Origin of the sequence: Aeromonas lacus (genome assembly GCF_000764665.1) — a bacterium.
GTDB lineage: Bacteria > Pseudomonadota > Gammaproteobacteria > Enterobacterales > Aeromonadaceae > Aeromonas > Aeromonas lacus.
Window position 1 is genome coordinate 1 of the sequence record NZ_JRGM01000145.1, and the last position, 15,333, is coordinate 15,333.

At 60.8% G+C, this 15,333-nt stretch carries 15 protein-coding genes; 7 read left to right on the top strand and 8 right to left on the bottom strand.

Features of this window, described 5'->3' with window-relative positions; translation table 11 throughout:
* Positions 1-94: 94 nt before the first annotated feature.
* The 6 genes from LG31_RS0114760 to LG31_RS0114785 are packed head-to-tail and all read right to left on the bottom strand — an operon-like array spanning position 95 to position 4,922.
* On the bottom strand, positions 95-1,273 hold the full coding sequence (locus LG31_RS0114760; protein ID WP_033115216.1) for a hypothetical protein: 1,179 nt from the start codon (positions 1,271-1,273) through the stop codon (positions 95-97).
* 2 nt (positions 1,274-1,275) lie between these two features.
* Positions 1,276-1,938: an energy transducer TonB gene (locus LG31_RS0114765; RefSeq protein WP_033115217.1), complete on the bottom strand. Its 663-nt coding sequence runs from the start codon at positions 1,936-1,938 to the stop codon at positions 1,276-1,278.
* The gene (locus LG31_RS0114770) at positions 1,935-2,336 is read right to left on the bottom strand and encodes an ExbD/TolR family protein (protein ID WP_005339369.1); all 402 of its coding nucleotides are present in this window, start codon (positions 2,334-2,336) and stop codon (positions 1,935-1,937) included. The genes LG31_RS0114765 and LG31_RS0114770 overlap by 4 nt, the downstream gene beginning before the upstream one ends.
* The gene (locus LG31_RS0114775) at positions 2,333-2,863 is read right to left on the bottom strand and encodes a MotA/TolQ/ExbB proton channel family protein (RefSeq protein ID WP_005339367.1); all 531 of its coding nucleotides are present in this window, start codon (positions 2,861-2,863) and stop codon (positions 2,333-2,335) included. Before LG31_RS0114775 ends, LG31_RS0114770 begins: the two co-directional genes overlap by 4 nt.
* On the bottom strand, positions 2,860-4,164 hold the full coding sequence (locus LG31_RS0114780) for a MotA/TolQ/ExbB proton channel family protein (protein WP_033115218.1): 1,305 nt from the start codon (positions 4,162-4,164) through the stop codon (positions 2,860-2,862). The genes LG31_RS0114775 and LG31_RS0114780 overlap by 4 nt, the downstream gene beginning before the upstream one ends.
* Positions 4,161-4,922 (bottom strand): DUF3450 domain-containing protein, encoded by a 762-nt coding sequence (locus tag LG31_RS0114785; protein WP_033115219.1) that lies wholly within the window; start codon positions 4,920-4,922, stop codon positions 4,161-4,163. The genes LG31_RS0114780 and LG31_RS0114785 overlap by 4 nt, the downstream gene beginning before the upstream one ends.
* 210 nt (positions 4,923-5,132) lie before the next feature.
* Here LG31_RS0114785 and LG31_RS0114790 point away from each other — a divergent pair, with 210 nt between their 5' ends.
* Complete coding sequence (locus LG31_RS0114790; protein WP_033115220.1) at positions 5,133-5,909, top strand: helix-turn-helix transcriptional regulator; 777 nt, start codon at positions 5,133-5,135, stop codon at positions 5,907-5,909.
* Positions 5,910-5,969: 60 nt separating this feature from the next.
* Here LG31_RS0114790 and glmS read toward each other — a convergent pair whose 3' ends face one another.
* Together glmS and LG31_RS0114800 are read right to left on the bottom strand one after the other, a co-directional pair.
* Positions 5,970-7,802, bottom strand: coding sequence for a glutamine--fructose-6-phosphate transaminase (isomerizing) (gene glmS / locus LG31_RS0114795; protein WP_033115221.1), 1,833 nt, complete (start codon positions 7,800-7,802; stop codon positions 5,970-5,972).
* 56 nt (positions 7,803-7,858) lie between these two features.
* The gene (locus LG31_RS0114800; RefSeq protein ID WP_033115222.1) at positions 7,859-8,632 is read right to left on the bottom strand and encodes a DeoR/GlpR family DNA-binding transcription regulator; all 774 of its coding nucleotides are present in this window, start codon (positions 8,630-8,632) and stop codon (positions 7,859-7,861) included.
* A 122-nt stretch (positions 8,633-8,754) separates the two neighbouring features.
* Here LG31_RS0114800 and blrA point away from each other — a divergent pair, with 122 nt between their 5' ends.
* From blrA to LG31_RS0114830, 6 genes are all read left to right on the top strand, one after another.
* On the top strand, positions 8,755-9,426 hold the full coding sequence (gene blrA, locus LG31_RS0114805; RefSeq protein ID WP_033115223.1) for a beta-lactam response regulator transcription factor BlrA: 672 nt from the start codon (positions 8,755-8,757) through the stop codon (positions 9,424-9,426).
* Positions 9,423-10,844, top strand: a complete 1,422-nt coding sequence (gene blrB, locus LG31_RS0114810; protein ID WP_033115224.1) for a beta-lactam sensor histidine kinase BlrB — start codon at positions 9,423-9,425, stop codon at positions 10,842-10,844. Before blrA ends, blrB begins: the two co-directional genes overlap by 4 nt.
* A 77-nt stretch (positions 10,845-10,921) precedes the next feature.
* Positions 10,922-11,716: an OXA-12 family class D beta-lactamase gene (gene blaOXA / locus LG31_RS0114815; RefSeq protein WP_033115225.1), complete on the top strand. Its 795-nt coding sequence runs from the start codon at positions 10,922-10,924 to the stop codon at positions 11,714-11,716.
* A gap of 111 nt (positions 11,717-11,827) precedes the next feature.
* On the top strand, positions 11,828-12,307 hold the full coding sequence (locus LG31_RS0114820; RefSeq protein ID WP_033115226.1) for an Lcl C-terminal domain-containing protein: 480 nt from the start codon (positions 11,828-11,830) through the stop codon (positions 12,305-12,307).
* Positions 12,308-12,424: 117 nt separating this feature from the next.
* Positions 12,425-13,774 carry a cell envelope integrity protein CreD gene (gene creD, locus LG31_RS0114825; protein WP_033115227.1) on the top strand — a complete coding sequence of 450 codons (1,350 nt, stop codon included), beginning with the start codon at positions 12,425-12,427 and terminating at the stop codon, positions 13,772-13,774.
* Between the two features lie 135 nt (positions 13,775-13,909).
* Positions 13,910-15,307 (top strand): DUF4832 domain-containing protein, encoded by a 1,398-nt coding sequence (locus tag LG31_RS0114830; RefSeq protein WP_033115228.1) that lies wholly within the window; start codon positions 13,910-13,912, stop codon positions 15,305-15,307.
* Positions 15,308-15,333: the final 26 nt, after the last annotated feature.

Here is a 15,333-nt window from a genome sequence, read left to right on the forward strand (position 1 = left end):
AGCCGCGCCGCGATGACAAGGGCTTTTTGCAAAAATGCGTTCGTTTGCTGAAAAAGCGAACTGAACACCCCAAAACAACCCCTTGGCGCCTCTTTTACGCCGCTTTTTTGCTCAACTCTTCGCTTTGTGCCCGGATATAGTTGACCCAGCTGGTTGCCTTCTGTTGCCAGTTATCCTGCTGCTGCAGCTCACGGGCCAGTTCCAGCGCCTGGGCATACTGCTCCTTATTAAGGTGTGCCTGCACCAGCAATGCTTTGGCACGATTGCCTTGCTCGCCTTTTACCGACTTGATAGCGGCGAGCTGGGTCATGGCGGCATCTGTCTTGCCCTGTTGCAGCAGCAGTTCGGCGGCGCGCATGGCGGCTTTGGGCTGGCCATGCTGGTTGGCCAGCAGTTGCCAGCTATCGACAGCTTGTGACCACTCCCGGGCACCTTCCCACAATTGGGCCAGCAGTTGGCGGTTTTCAGCACTTTGCTTCATCTGTCCCTTGGCCATGGCCGCTTCCAGCAGACGGGCACCGCGATAAGGCAGCCCTTGCCAGGCATAGAGGCGGATCAGCTGATTACGGGCTGACGCGTCATCCATCAGTTTTCTGTCGATGGCAGTTTGTAGCAATGCCAGCGCCTGATCGCCACGTTTGGCGGAGAGGTTGAGCGACACCCCCTGTTGCCACCATTTGCTCTCTGTCGGCTCGTGACGGATCAGCTCGGCCGCCTGATCGGCCGCCACGCCATAACGTTGCTGAGCGGTGAGGGCGGAGAGACGAATGATAGCGGCCTGCTTATGCCAACCCTTCTTCAACAACTGTTCGCTCTGGCTGGCAGCGTCACCGTACTGCTTGTTGTGGTAATAGAGGCCGGCCAGACGCAGGCGCAGTGCATCGTCTTGCTTGAGTGCCAACGCCGCCTTGTAGCTGGCGATGGCACCAGACCAGTTGGATTGCTGGGCCTGAATATCGCCGCGCAGTCGCAACAGCTGGAGCTGTTGCTGCTCGGGCCACTCTTTATAGGCAAGGGCCTGTTCGACGTAACGACTCGCCTGGGCGGTCTGTTGCAGATTGGCCGCCAGCGAGGCTTGCAACTGTGCCAGCCAGGCACGCTCGGCATCGCTATTTGGCTTGAGGCCGGATGCCTTGCTCTGGGCTTGTTGCCACTGGCCGGACTGATAGAGCTTCATCACGGGTTCAAGCTGACGGGAGAAGTGAGGGCTGACCTCCATCGCCAGACAGGCTTGGCCGACCAGGGCCAGCAGACAGATCCAGATCCGCAACATAGTTATGACTCCAGTTTGAATTTGAGCGTGATGACTTGCACCAGCTTGTCGGTGGCACCCGGTCTCGGCTGATAGCGCCACTTATTGATCGCCTGAATGGCCGCCCGCTCGAACTGACGCTTGGGCTTGGCCTCGACCACTTCCACATCCTGCACGCCACCTTCGGCATTCACGCTAAAGCGCAGGGTGACGAATCCTTCGATCCCTGACTGCTGGGCACGATAGGGGTAAACCGGCTCAATCCGTTGCAACGGCATCAACATGTCACCGGCGCTGATACCCGCACCCTGCTGCTGGCCGTGATAGTTGCCACTCAATACCGGTGCAGTACTGGTCGCCACGCCGGGGGCATACACCTGCACAGCGCTGAGACTGGAAACCAGATCCAGACTCGGCTCAACGGCCGCCAAGGGGGCCGCTGCGGGCATCGGCAGCGGTGTGGAGGCCAATGCAGCGGGAGGCTCTGGCAGAGGTTCGGGTTCCTGCGGCACCGGACGCTCGCGCACCTGCACCTCGGTCACTTCGTTCTGCATATTGATGACGATGGGCTTCTGCTCGCTCGCCACCTTCTCACCTCGAGGCGGTTCAACCAGCGTGGCCATGAACAGCAGGATGCCCAGACTGAGGGCGATCCCCAGCCCCAGGCTCATCAGCTTGTATTTCATTTCGGCGCCACCGCCACAGCGATATTGGCGATACCCGCCGCCTTGGCCTCATCCATCACCCGCACGACCTTGCCGTGGGGCACACGCTCGTCGGCCTGGATCACCAGACTGGCATCGGGTTGCTCCGCCAGCAGGCGGGCGATGGTGGCCTGTACCCGCTCCACATCGATCTGCTTGCGGTCGAGGAAGATCTGACCCTGAGCCCCGATCGCCAGCATGATGCTGGAGGATTTCTGCGCCTTGGCCTGGCTGGCCTGGGGGCGGTGCACCTCGAGCCCGGCTTCGCGCACGAAGGAGGTGGTGACAATAAAGAAGATCAGCATGATGAACACGATATCCAGCATGGGGGTCATGTCGATCTGCACTTCGTCACGCTGGCGTTTGGATTGCCGTCTCATTGCATTACCTTCTCTTCTCGCAGGCCGTCCCGGGTCTTGGCCAGCGCACGCTTGGCCTGACTCTCGAGCCGACTGAGTAACAACACGCCGGAGAGCGCCACCACCATGCCTGCCATGGTGGGGATGGTGGCGCGGGAGATCCCGCCCGCCATGCTCTCCGGGTTAAAGCGGTTGGCCGCAGCCAACGCATCGAATACGCCGATCATGCCGGTCACAGTGCCCAGCAACCCCAGCATGGGGCAGAGCACCACCAGGGTGCGGATGAAGATCAGATGACGGTTCAGTTCCAGCTCGGCCTGCGCCAGCCAGCGGCTGCGGATTGCCCGGGCGTGCCAGCTGTGGCGCTCGCTGCGAGCCTGCCAGCGGCCGAGCAGCTGTTGCTGCAACGGGCCGAACCCAAGATTGAGGTAGAGCAGCCGCTCGATCATCAAAATCCACATCAGCACCAGCAGGGCCAGAATGACCCAGAGCACCGGACCGCCACGGCCCATGAAGCTCTGCAGCTGTTGCCAGATGTCGAGCATCATGCTGCTCGCTCCATCCCGTTGTTATTGCTCTCGGCGCGCTCAGCCAGAATGCCGGCCACCTGCTGCTCCAGCACATTGGAGAGTTCGGTGAAGCGCGATTGCAGCAGGCTGTGGGCCAGGATCAGCGGAATGGCCGCCACCAGACCCTGTACCGTGGTGACCAGCGCCATGGAGATGCCGCCCGCCATGATCTTGGGATCGCCGGTGCCAAACTGGGTGATGGCCTGGAAGGTGCCGATCATTCCGGTCACGGTACCGAGCAGACCCAGCATTGGGGCGATGGCCGCGATCACCTTGACCATACCGATGCCACGCTCCATGCGAGGGGTCTCCTGCAGGATCGCTTCATCAAGACGCAGTTCGAGGGTCTCCATGCTCAGCTCGGGGTGTTTGTCCGCCACCGTCAGTACCCGGCCGAGGGCGTTGTCGGCGTGATATTCGCCGCTCTTGAGCTGGCGACGAACCCGACCCAGTTCGCGGGAGAGGCTCCACAGCCGTACCGCCGCAATTCCCAAACCAATGGCAGCCAGCAGCACGATAATGGCGCCAACCTGACCACCTTGCTGTACCTGCTGCCAGAAGGTGGGCGCCTGTGCCAGCATCGCCAGCAGAGTGCCATGAGAAGGATCCAGCGGCAGCGCTTCCCCTTCCTGACCCTGATAAGCCGCAACGGCAGAGAGTACGCTACCGGGCAGACCCAGTACCGGGCTCGAGCCTTCGGCGGTCGGTTGCAAGAAGCCTTCGCTCCCCAGCAGGGCAAAGCTGCCAACCCGGGTCAGCGGCTGCTCGCTGGCAGCCCCCTGAGCATCGAGCACCTTGCCATCGAACTGGGCAATCCGGCCAGATTCGCGGATCTCCTGCAGCAGAGTGGCGGGCAGCAGGGCGAGGGCGGCGCGATCCGGCACCTGTTTATCCTGTGCCATGGCTTTCAGCGGGGCGAGACGCTCAGGGTGCTGGCCCTCGACTGCAGATTCGCTCAGCAGCTTGACCGCATCGCTGGCGCCCTGACGGGTGACCGCGAAGATCTCGTTCATGTCGCCGGAGGCTTGCTCCCACCGGGCGTTAAGCTCGACCAGCTGCTTCTCGTTGCTGGCAAACTTGCCAGCCAGCTCTTTGCTCAGGCGCTGGGCCTCAGCCAGTCTGGCGCGGGCAGTGCCGAGCTCCTTGGCAACGGTCGCCAGATCTTGCTGAGCCTGCTGCTCACGAGCCTGTTCCTGCTGCTGCCACTCATCGGCGACAGCGGCGTTGGCACCGCAGGAGAGGGCAATAAAGAGGGGGAACCACTTCATGGTGACTCTCATGATTGGGCCTCCTGACTACGGCTGACAGAGAGGGGGAGATTGAGCAACTGGGGAACTTTCTTGTCGGCGGCCACATCCAGCGCCTCGGCAATGGGGGAGAGCCACTGGCTGTCGAGGGCTTGCCACTGCTTCGCCTCGGCAGACCAGCGCCATGCCTGACTGCGATCGGCAGTCATCGCCAGCAGGGAGACCCGACCCAACGCCAGCACATCGACCCGACGCGGGGCACCATCCAGCTCCAGCTCAGCGGAATAGCTGTCCATCCGGCTGCCATATTCGGCTTCGATCTGATAGGCCTGCAACAGCTGACGGAATTTCTCCGCCTCGCTCACGTCCGCACGGGCCAGGGTCGCTTTCAACTGTTCAACCCGCGCCAGACGATCTTCCTTACGCAGCGGGATGTCGTTTTGCACCAGCTGTTCCAGGTCGGCCTGCATCTGCAGCATCAGCGGGATCAAGCCCTGACGGGTCTCTTGCACCGCTTCCAGCTGCTGGCTCAATTTACCCAGCTCATTTTGCTGATCGGCCACCAGAGATTGCATGTAGCGGTTGTAGGCTTCGAGGTCGCGCAGTTGCAGCTGGGCATTTTGCAGCTCCAGTCGTGCGGCAACGGCGGCATCGGCGGCTTTTTCCACCCGCTGCTGGGAGGCTTTCCCGGCAGCTATGCTGTTCTTGAGGGCGGGAGCAACCAGCTCGTCACCGACCGCGGCAAAGTGGACTGACAGTGGCAACAGTGCCACACCCCATAACTTGTTCATGGAATCACGTCTTATTAATGATAACTATTATCATTATCTCAAATGGAGTGAGGGCTGGCAACGAGAGGATTTTCTTGGCCTTTATGCACAAAAACAGGATAATTTTTAGACACGCACGGATAAATGGCATCGAGTGCCATCTCAAAAAAACATAAATAACGAGAAAAATCTTTTCGATCAGTGTGATAGAGATCGAAAAAGGAGAAAGTCATGCTCAACGATGCTATCTGGGAACACATCGACAAGTTCACCAAGGCAACAAAAACCAGCGATATCCAGCAGCTGCTGGAGCGCTTTAGTCATCAAATGGGCTTTGATTACTTCCGGCTGCTGATTATTTTCCCCATCAGCATGCAAAAATCCCACGTGGCACTGTTCAACAATTGTCCGACCAGCTGGTTCGACGCCTACAGCGAAAACCAGTATCTGACCCAGGATCCGGTGGTCTATCTGGGGCTGAAGCAGACGCAACCGATCTTCTGGAACAAACTCGACTGCGACTCGCCCTGGCTGCCCAGCGCCAGCCGCGACGTGATGAATCTGGCTGCCGATTTCGGGGTGCGCAATGGCGTCTCCTTTCCGCTCCACACCCCGCAGGGGGAGCACGGTATCCTCTCATTCATCACCAAGGACAAATCCAACACAGATCTGATGTTTGAAAATGTCCCGCTGCTGTCGTTCTGCGCCAGCTACATCTTCAACTCGGCGCTGCAGCTGATCAAAAGCCGCCCCGATTTGATGAGATACCTGACCGAGTTGTCGGATCGGGAGAAGGAGTGCCTGTTCTGGGCCAGCGAGGGCAAAACCTCCTGGGAGATCGCCACCATCCTTGGCATCAGCGAACGGACGGTGAACTTCCATCTCAATCAGGTCACCAACAAGACCGACTCGAAGAACCGCAGTCAGGCCATCGCCAAGGGGATCACCAGCGGCATCATAGTGCCCTCCCTCGACGAGGTGACCATCACCAACCTGCGCCTCTCCTGAGCGGAGGCCAGCAACAAAAAGAGCCGCAACTGCGGCTCTTTTTTTATCTCTGACAGCGACTTACTCGACCGTCACCGATTTTGCCAGGTTGCGCGGCTGATCCACGTCGGTGCCCTTGATGAGAGCAACGTGGTAGGAGAGCAGCTGCAGCGGCACGGTATAAACGATAGGAGCGATCACCTCTTCCACATGGTTGAGGTTCATGACCCGCATGGTCTCGTCGCTCTTGAAGCCGGTATCGGCATCGGCGAAGACGTAGAGAATACCGCCACGGGCGCGCACCTCTTCCACGTTGGACTTCAGCTTCTCCAGCAGATCGTTGTTCGGCGCCACCACAATGATGGGCATCTCGGCATCGATCAGCGCCAGCGGGCCGTGCTTCAGCTCGCCAGCGGCATAAGCTTCAGCGTGAATATAGGATATCTCTTTAAGCTTGAGCGCACCTTCCATGGCGATGGGGTACTGGCTGCCACGACCGAGGAACAGGCTGTGCTGCTTATCGGCAAACTCTTCGGCCAGAGTCTCGATCTGCTTGGCCAGCGCCAGGCTCTCTTTAATGCGCTGGGGCAGGGCATGGAGCGCCTTGACCAGCTCGGCCTCGGCGGCCGCACTCAGATTGCCGCGGCAGTGACCGACCGAGGCCACCAGCATCAGCAGGCCAGCCAGCTGGGTGGTGAATGCCTTGGTAGAGGCAACACCGATTTCGGCACCGGCACGGGTCATAAAGGCCAGCGCTGATTCACGCACCAGCGAGGAGCCAGGTACGTTGCAGATAGCCAGCGAGCTCATGTAACCGGACTCCTTGGCCAGACGCAGAGCGGCCAGGGTATCAGCGGTCTCACCGCTCTGGGAGAGGGTGATCAGCAGGCTGTTGGGGCGCACCACGGATTTGCGGTAACGGAATTCGGAGGCGATCTCCACATCGCAGGAGACGCCGGCGATCTCTTCAAACCAGTAACGGGCGACCATGCCGGAGTGATAGGAGGTGCCGCAAGCGACGATCTGCACATGCTCCACCTTTTCGAAGATGGCGCGCGCACCGTTGCCGAACGATTCGACCACCACGTGATCGCTGCCCAGACGCCCTTCCAGAGTGTTGGTGATCGCTTTGGGCTGCTCGTGGATCTCCTTGAGCATGTAGTGGCGATATTCGCCCTTGTCACCGGCATCGTGGGAGATATCGGACTCTTTCTCCTCACGCTCAACCGGGTTGCCGGTGACGTCGAAAATGTGCACGTCGCGGCGGGTCACTTCGGCCACATCACCCTCTTCCAGGAAGATGAAGCGACGGGTTACCGGCAGCAGGGCCAGCTGGTCGGAAGCGATAAAGTTCTCGCCGATACCGCGGCCAATCACCAGCGGCGAGCCAGAGCGAGCAACGACCACGCGGCTGTCGTCGCGGCTGTCCATCACCACGGTACCGTAGGCGCCACGCAGCTGCTTCACCGCCTTTTGCATGGCAGCCAGCAGGGAGTCGGCGGATTTCAGCTCGTGGTGCACCAGATGAGCGATCACCTCGGTATCGGTATCCGAGTTGAACTTGTAGCCCAGCCCCTTGAGGGTTTCACGCAGCTCTTCATGGTTCTCGATGATACCGTTGTGCACCACCACGATATGGTCGGAGACGTGGGGGTGGGCATTGCGCTCGGAGGGCTCGCCATGAGTGGCCCAGCGGGTGTGGGCGATGCCGGTACCACCGTGGACGGACTGCTCGTCGAGCGCCTTGGCCAGCTCGGCCACCTTGCCCAGACGGCGCACCCGCTGCAGCGGCTGATTGGCACTGAACACCGCCACACCGGCGGAGTCGTAACCGCGGTACTCGAGGCGACGCAAACCCTCTACCAGAATTTCAGCCACATCACGTTGGGCAACAGCCCCGACGATGCCACACATACACTTCTCCTTGAGATGCAAATCGTAAAGTCAGTTGGATGGTTCAGAGCTCGATGTCAGCAAGTGACCGGGGCGCAGATAAGCGTCACCCCCTGGGCTTGAATCTGTTCTCTGGCCTCGCTGGCCAGCCCCTCGTCGGTCACCAGGGTATGGATACTCGACCAGGGAAGTTCGAGATTGGGGATCTTGCGGCCGATCTTCTCCGACTCGACCATCACAATGACCTCCCGCGACACTTCGGCCATCACCCGCGACAACCCCACCAGCTCGTTGAAGGTGGTAGTGCCACGATCCGGGTCTATGCCGTCAGCGCCGATAAAGAGTTGGTCGAAGTCGTAGGAGCGCAGCACCTGCTCCGCCACCTGACCCTGAAAGGATTCGGAGTGGGGATCCCAGGTACCACCGGTCATCAGCAGGGTGGGCTCGTTCTCCAGCTCACGCAGGGCGCTCGCCACGTTGAGAGAGTTGGTCATCACAATGAGACCGCGCTTGTTACCGAGCAGCGGGATCATGGCGCTGGTGGTGCTGCCGCTGTCGATGATGACGCGGTTGTGATCACGCAGCCGCTCGGCCGCCGCTCGGGCAATCGCCAGCTTTCGATTCGAAACTTGTTCAGGATTAGACTCAACCACCATCTCGGAGGGGAGAGGGACGGCGCCACCGTAGCGACGCAGCAGCAGACCACCGGTCTCCAGCACGGCCAGATCTTTACGGATGGTCACTTCAGAGGTAGAAAAGTGTTTGGCGAGAGCATCGACGCTCACTTCCCCCTGCTCTTGTACCAGGGTGACTATGGTGTGACGGCGCTGCTGAGTATTACGTTTGGTCATTTTTAAGTTTCGATTCGAAAGAACATCGAAATATTAGCGCCTTTTTTGGAAAAATAAAACATCAAATAGGATCCGCTTTGCTTCAATGCCAGAATGAGGAGCCGATTTGCGACGAGGATGCCATGCAAAAGAGAGTTATCTGGCTGGTGGAAGATGAGGCCAGCATCGCCGACACCCTGATCTATGCCCTGCAGACCGATGGCTTCGAGGTGGAGTGGTTCACTCTGGGCCAGCAACTGCTGAGTCGGTTGGCCCAGAGCCGGCCCGACTTTCTGATCCTCGATGTGGGGCTGCCAGACATCAGCGGTTTCGAGCTCTGCAAGCAGGTCAGAACGCTGACCGACACTCCCCTGATGTTCCTCACTGCTCGCAGCGAGGAGATTGATCGGCTGATCGGGCTGGAGATCGGCGCCGATGACTATGTGGCCAAACCCTTCTCGCCGCGGGAGGTGTGTGCCCGGGTGCGGGTCATCCTGCGCCGCAGCCCGCCATCGGCCCAGCCAGCTCCGCTACTGGCACTGGATGAGGAGCGAGCCCGTATTCACTTTCGCGGTCAACCACTGGCCCTCACCCGTTACGAATATCTGCTGCTCAAGACCCTGATGCAGGCGCCGGGCCGGGTCTACTCCCGCCAGCAGCTGATGGATCTGGTGTGGCAGGATGCGGAAGAGAGTCTGGATCGCACCGTCGATACCCACATCAAGACCATCCGCGCCAAGCTGCGCGAGCATGATCCCGAAGCCAACCTGATCCTCACCCACCGCGGACTGGGCTACAGCCTGGAGCAGGCATGAGACTCGGGCTGCAACTGCTGTGCGGCCTGCTGCTGATCTTCGCGCTGGCCGCCTGGTTCGTGCTGGAGATCTTCGTCGAGGAGATCAAACCGGGGGTGCGCAGCGCCACTGAGGATACCCTGGTGGACATGACCCAGCTGCTGGCACCGCTGGCGCTCGATGATCTGCAAGAGGGCAATATGATGAACGGGCGGCTGGCCAGCGCCTTCGCCCGCCTCAACCAGAATCCCATCAATGCGATGATCGACGGCCACCTCAAACAGCAGGCGGAGTACCGCATCTATGTGACGGATCGGCAGGGCATGGTGATTTACGACTCCGACGGCACGGATCTGGGTAAGGATTATTCCCGCTGGAACGATGTCTACCGTACCCTGCGCGGTCAGTATGGCGCCCGCAGCACCCGCACCGATCCCGACGATGCAGCCAGCTCGACCATGTATGTGGCGGCACCGTTGCGGGAAGGGACAGTGATCATCGGCTCCCTCACCGTCGCCAAACCCAATCGCACCCTGATGCCCGCCATCGAGCGGGGTGAACGGGAGCTGCTGCAGGCCGCCGGCCAGATGCTGTTCATCTCGCTATTGATCGGCAGTCTGCTGGTTTGGTGGCTCAACCGCTCCATCGGCAAACTGATGCACTACGCCGAATCGGTCAGCAAGGGGGAGGCGGCACCGCTGCCACGGCTGCACACCGTCGAACTGGATCGGCTCGGTCGCTCGCTGGAGACCATGCGCCACCAGCTCGATGGCAAAAGCTACATCGAGGACTACGTCCATAGCCTGACCCACGAGCTGAAGAGCCCGCTGGCGGCCATTCGCGGGGCAGGGGAGATCCTGGCCGAAACGCCGCCGCCCGAGGTGGCCAGGCGCTTTATCGGCAACATCAATCAGGAGAGTGCCCGCATGCAGCAGCTGATCGAGCGGATGCTGCAACTGGCGCGGCTGGAGTCGGGTCAGGGGCTGGATCGGCAAGCGGTAGAGCCAGCCGGGCTCGGCAAGCGGGCGCTCGATGCTCGCCAGATTATCGCCCTGCGCCGGCAGGTAGTGCTGGTGGCCGAGCTGGCCAGCGCGCCGAAACAGAAGTGGGACCCGCTGCTGGTGGAACAGGCCATCGGCAACCTGCTGGACAACGCCATCGACTTTTCACCGGCAGGCGCCAGCGTCACTCTCAGTGGCACCCAGCAGGAGGATGGCTACTGTTTTCGGGTAACCGACAGTGGTCCCGGCATTCCCGACTACGCTCTGCCACGGATCTTCGAGCGCTTCTACTCACTGCCGCGCCCCGACAAGGGCAAGAGCAGCGGCCTCGGGCTCAGTTTCGCCCATGAGGTGGCCCACCAGCATGGCGGCCGTCTGACCCTCGCCAACCGGCCGGAAGGTGGCGCCATCGCCGAATTCTGGCTGCCGCTCATCTAGCAACGGCCACTTCACATTGACCACACAGAGCGGCGCTATCCTGCCGCTCTTTCACTTATCAACCCAAGGAATCGCCCATGTCTCGCCTGCTTCTTTCCGGCCTGCTGGCTACCGGTCTGCTCTGCGCAGTGCCGGCCTCCGCCGCCAGCGGCTGTTTTCTCTATGCCGATGGCAACGGTCAGACCCTCTCCAGCAAAGGGGACTGCTCCAGCCAGCTGCCGCCCGCATCCACCTTCAAGATCCCGCTGGCGCTGATGGGCTATGACAGCGGCTTTCTGGTGGATGAAGAGCATCCTGCGCTGCCCTACAAGCCGAGCTATGACGGCTGGCTGCCCGCCTGGCGCGAAACCACTACCCCGCGCCGCTGGGAAACCTACTCGGTGGTCTGGTTCTCCCAGCAGATCACCGAATGGCTGGGGATGGAGCGTTTCCAGCAGTATGTCGACCGCTTCGACTACGGCAACCGGGATCTCTCCGGCAATCCGGGCAAGCATGACGGTCTGACTCAGGCCTGGCTCAGCTCCAGCCTCGCCATCAGTCCGGAGGAGCAGGCTCGCTTCCTCGGCAAGATGGTGAGCGGCAAGCTGCCAGTCTCGGCGCAGACCCTGCAGTACACCGCCAATATCCTCAAGGTGAGCGAGATCGACGGCTGGCAGATCCACGGCAAGACCGGCATGGGCTACCCGAAGAAGCTGGATGGCAGCCTCAACCGCGATCAGCAGATCGGCTGGTTCGTCGGCTGGGCCAGCAAACCGGGCAAGCAGCTCATCTTCGTCCACACCGTGGTGCAGAAACCGGGCAAGCAATTCGCCTCCCTCAAGGCGAAAGAAGAGGTGCTGGCCGCCCTGCCCGCGCAACTCAAGAAGCTCTGATCCCCACATAACCTGACGACAGGGCTCGAGGCCAAAGCTTCGCAGCCCGCTCCGATCATCAGGGTCAGCCCGCCGACACCGGGCTGACCGCCATCCGCACAAGAGACAAAAATGAAATTATTCCTGTGGCTGCTCTGGCTTCCGGCCAGCATGGCGCTGGCCGCCTGCGACCTCTCCGACCGCCTGACCCGGCAGGGGGCGGTCATCCATGATCGGCTCAACCAGCTCGAATGGCAGGCGTGCAGCCTTGGCAGCCAGTGGCAGGAGGGGAAAGGATGCGTGGGCACACCGGCCCTGCTGACGCTGCTTGAAGCCAAGGATGAAGCGGCCCGCCTTGGCGAGGGGTGGCGACTCCCCACCATCGAGGAGCTCTTCACCCTGCTCGACGAAGATTGCCGGGCACCGATGACAGATCCCAATTTCTTTCCGGACATCCATGACAACGGAGAAAATGCCGCTCCCTACTGGACATCCAGCACCATCGAGGAGATGCCGGAACTGGTCTACTACATCGACTTTATACACGGAGTGATCGATGGCCATACCGATCGTTTCGCGCAAGCCGCCCGACTGGTGCGCTCCCGCCCCTGAACAATCCCGCGGCGCCTGATGGCGCCGTTTTTCAACAGTTCACCGCCACTTCACACAAGCCCATCACCACTTCACGCCGGACTGACAGACTCGCTCCACAGAACAAGGAGACGCGTCATGGTCAAACAGATATTCACCCACAAGATCTTTCTGCTGCTGTTGCTCAGCCTACTGCTGATGGTACCGGTGCAATCCATCATGGAGCTGAACCGGGAGCGGCAGATTTACCGCAATCAGGCGATCCAGAGCATCATGGCCAGCAGCAGTGGCCCGCAACGGCTGATGGGGCCGATTATCGTGCAGCCCTATACCCGTTCGGTGACGGTCGAGCAGGATGGCAAGCGCTTCGTCCGTCAGGAGCAGACCTATCGCTACCTGCTGCCGGAACAGCTCGACGTGCAGGCCACCATGGAGGTGACCCCGCGCAAGCTCGGCATCTATCAGGCGCAGGTCTATCAGACCCGCCTCTCCCTCTCCGGCCGTCTGCCGACAGCAGCTCAACTAGAAGAGATCGCGCCGCTCGCCGGGGATAACGAGCTGGTGGCAGGCAAACCCTACCTGAGTCTGGTGCTCTCCGATGCCCGCGGTATCAACAGCGTGCCCGAGTTGCAGCTCGGCAAGCAACGCACCCCCTTTGCCCCGGGTGCCCGCCTCGGCAGCACCCAGGCCGGGATCCACGCACTTCTCGACAGCCTGCCGCAGCAGAATGGCACCTTCCATCTGGAGCTCAATCTGCAGGGGATGAACGAGCTGGAAGTGGTGCCGCTCGGGCGGGAAAGCAAGCTGCAACTGACCGGCAACTGGCCCCACCCCAACTTTATCGGTGATTTCCTGCCGGCCAGTCGCAGCCTCAATCAGGAGGGGTTCAACGCCAACTGGCAGACCAGCTGGTTCGCCACCGACATGGAGAGCCGCTTCAACCTGGCGATGAATGGCGGGGATGGAGTGCTGCCGACCTTCAGCGTCAGTCTGGTGCAGCCGGTGGATCACTATCAGCTCAACGAACGGGCAGCCAAATACGCCCTGCTCTTCATTGGCCTTACCTTCATCAGCTTCTTCATGTTCGAGCTGCTCAAGGGACTGAGGGTCCACCCGATCCAGTACGCGCTGGTAGGCATGGGGCAGGCTATCTTCTATCTGGTGCTGCTGGCGCTGACCGAACACCTCGGCTTTGGCTGGGCCTATCTGGTGGCCGCACTGGCCAGCGTGCTGCTCAACGGCTTCTACCTCAGTCATGTGCTGGGCGGCCCGAAGCAGGGGATCGGCTTTGCGGCGCTGCTCGGGCTGGTCTATGCCATCCTCTACAGCCTGCTGCAGGCCGAAGAGATCGCCTTGTTGCTCGGCGCCCTGCTCTTGTTCGCCACCCTGGCGCTGATCATGATGCTGACCCGCAAGCTCGACTGGTATCAGGTGATGGGGCAACAGAGTGTCGAGTCCCGCCCAGCCCGACATGACAATGACGACTGAGGGCACAACCTCCGTCAATCTCTGACCGAAACAACAAAGGCTTCAGTCGGTTCTTTTCAAAAATAACTGAACCGGCTGGGCCTTTGCCGGCCAATTTGTCTAGCATGCAACCATGTTCCACTGGCGGACGATCACATGAAAATGCATCCGGGCAGGATCCTGCTCTATTCCGGCTTGCTATGGACGCAAGGCGTGCTGGCAGGTTCCCTCACCATTCATCCCGAACCGGTCGACGACCTCTTGCACAATCCCGGCGTCGGCATCGAAGAGTTTCACAACAGCTGGGGTCATCCCCTCTCTCTGGCTGAACATCCGGTCAGCACGGTCGACTACTTCCGCTTCTACTGGAGCGAGCTGGAGCCACAGGAGGGCGAATACAACTTTGCCCTGATTGACAGGGCCATCGATCAGGCGCAGCACGCCACCCCGAAACAGTCGATCACCCTCAGAGTCATGACCCTTGACGAGCCCTTCTCTGGCAGCAAGATCCCGGCCTGGCTCATCAACAAGGGAATCAGGGGAGAGTGGGTGAACAACCACCAGACCTTTGTGCCCGACTACAGCGACCCGCAGTTCCTCGCCCGTGCCACCCGGCTGTTTCAGGCGTTGGGCGCCCATTACGATGGCAACCCGGCGCTGAGTCATGTCGATATCGGCATGATAGGTTCATGGGGAGAGTGGCACATGAGCAACTTCCCCGGCCCGACGCTGGAGCAGCGCTACAGCAGCGAGCAGCTCAAACCCTATGTTGACCTGCAGATGGCCGCTTTTCCGCGAACCCCCAAACTGATACTGATCAACAACTTGCCCATGTTCGAATATGCCGTGGGCAAGGGAGCTGGCTGGCGGGCAGACTGCCTCGGCGACTGGCACCACTTCTCCCAAAGCTGGAGCCACATGCGCAATGCCTACCCGGAACGACTGGCGAGCGCCCGCGCCGATGTGGCGAACTTCGATTCCAGCTGGCAGCGGGCGCCGGTCAGTTTCGAGGTGTGCGGCAAACTGAGCGAGTGGCCAGGCCAGCAGCTGTACACCATGGAGGAGGTCAAGGCCACCTTTGACTGGGCGCTGGCCCAACACGCCTCCACCATCAACCTCAAGTCGGATCCGGTTCCCCCCCAATATCGACCCATCGTCGACAATGCCCTGCGCAAGATGGGCTATCGCATCGTGCTGGACCAGCTGACCCTCAAGGGAACCATGAAACCGGGGGCTACCCTTACCCTCAACGGCGACTGGCACAACGACGGGGTAGCGCCGGCCTATCGCAACTGGCCGCTCACCTACCGGCTGGTCAACGAGGAAGGGCAGGTCGGCGCCATGCTGGTGACCCGCAACGACATGACCCGCTGGATCCCGGGCAGCAAGGCTACCACTCGCGACAGCCTGACCCTGCCGGGCCGGATGGCACGCGGTCACTACTATCTGGAGCTGGCCTTCATCGGTCAGGACAAGCAGCCCGCCCTGCAGCTCGGTATTGCAGGTCTGGAAGAGAGTGGCTGGTATCGTCTGGCCGAGATCGACATCCAGTAACGAAAGAGGGCTCCCGCGGGAGCCCT

Coding starts and splice junctions, on each gene's coding strand:
- creD (WP_033115227.1), top strand. CDS start 12,425: ATGGTCAAACAGATATTCACCCACAAGATCTTTCTGCTGCTGTTGCTC.
- LG31_RS0114800 (WP_033115222.1), bottom strand. CDS start 8,632: ATGACCAAACGTAATACTCAGCAGCGCCGTCACACCATAGTCACCCTG.
- LG31_RS0114785 (WP_033115219.1), bottom strand. CDS start 4,922: ATGAACAAGTTATGGGGTGTGGCACTGTTGCCACTGTCAGTCCACTTT.
- blrB (WP_033115224.1), top strand. CDS start 9,423: ATGAGACTCGGGCTGCAACTGCTGTGCGGCCTGCTGCTGATCTTCGCG.
- LG31_RS0114760 (WP_033115216.1), bottom strand. CDS start 1,273: ATGTTGCGGATCTGGATCTGTCTGCTGGCCCTGGTCGGCCAAGCCTGT.
- LG31_RS0114790 (WP_033115220.1), top strand. CDS start 5,133: ATGCTCAACGATGCTATCTGGGAACACATCGACAAGTTCACCAAGGCA.
- LG31_RS0114770 (WP_005339369.1), bottom strand. CDS start 2,336: ATGAGACGGCAATCCAAACGCCAGCGTGACGAAGTGCAGATCGACATG.
- blaOXA (WP_033115225.1), top strand. CDS start 10,922: ATGTCTCGCCTGCTTCTTTCCGGCCTGCTGGCTACCGGTCTGCTCTGC.
- LG31_RS0114775 (WP_005339367.1), bottom strand. CDS start 2,863: ATGATGCTCGACATCTGGCAACAGCTGCAGAGCTTCATGGGCCGTGGC.
- LG31_RS0114830 (WP_033115228.1), top strand. CDS start 13,910: ATGAAAATGCATCCGGGCAGGATCCTGCTCTATTCCGGCTTGCTATGG.
- LG31_RS0114820 (WP_033115226.1), top strand. CDS start 11,828: ATGAAATTATTCCTGTGGCTGCTCTGGCTTCCGGCCAGCATGGCGCTG.
- LG31_RS0114780 (WP_033115218.1), bottom strand. CDS start 4,164: ATGAGAGTCACCATGAAGTGGTTCCCCCTCTTTATTGCCCTCTCCTGC.
- glmS (WP_033115221.1), bottom strand. CDS start 7,802: ATGTGTGGCATCGTCGGGGCTGTTGCCCAACGTGATGTGGCTGAAATT.
- LG31_RS0114765 (WP_033115217.1), bottom strand. CDS start 1,938: ATGAAATACAAGCTGATGAGCCTGGGGCTGGGGATCGCCCTCAGTCTG.
- blrA (WP_033115223.1), top strand. CDS start 8,755: ATGCAAAAGAGAGTTATCTGGCTGGTGGAAGATGAGGCCAGCATCGCC.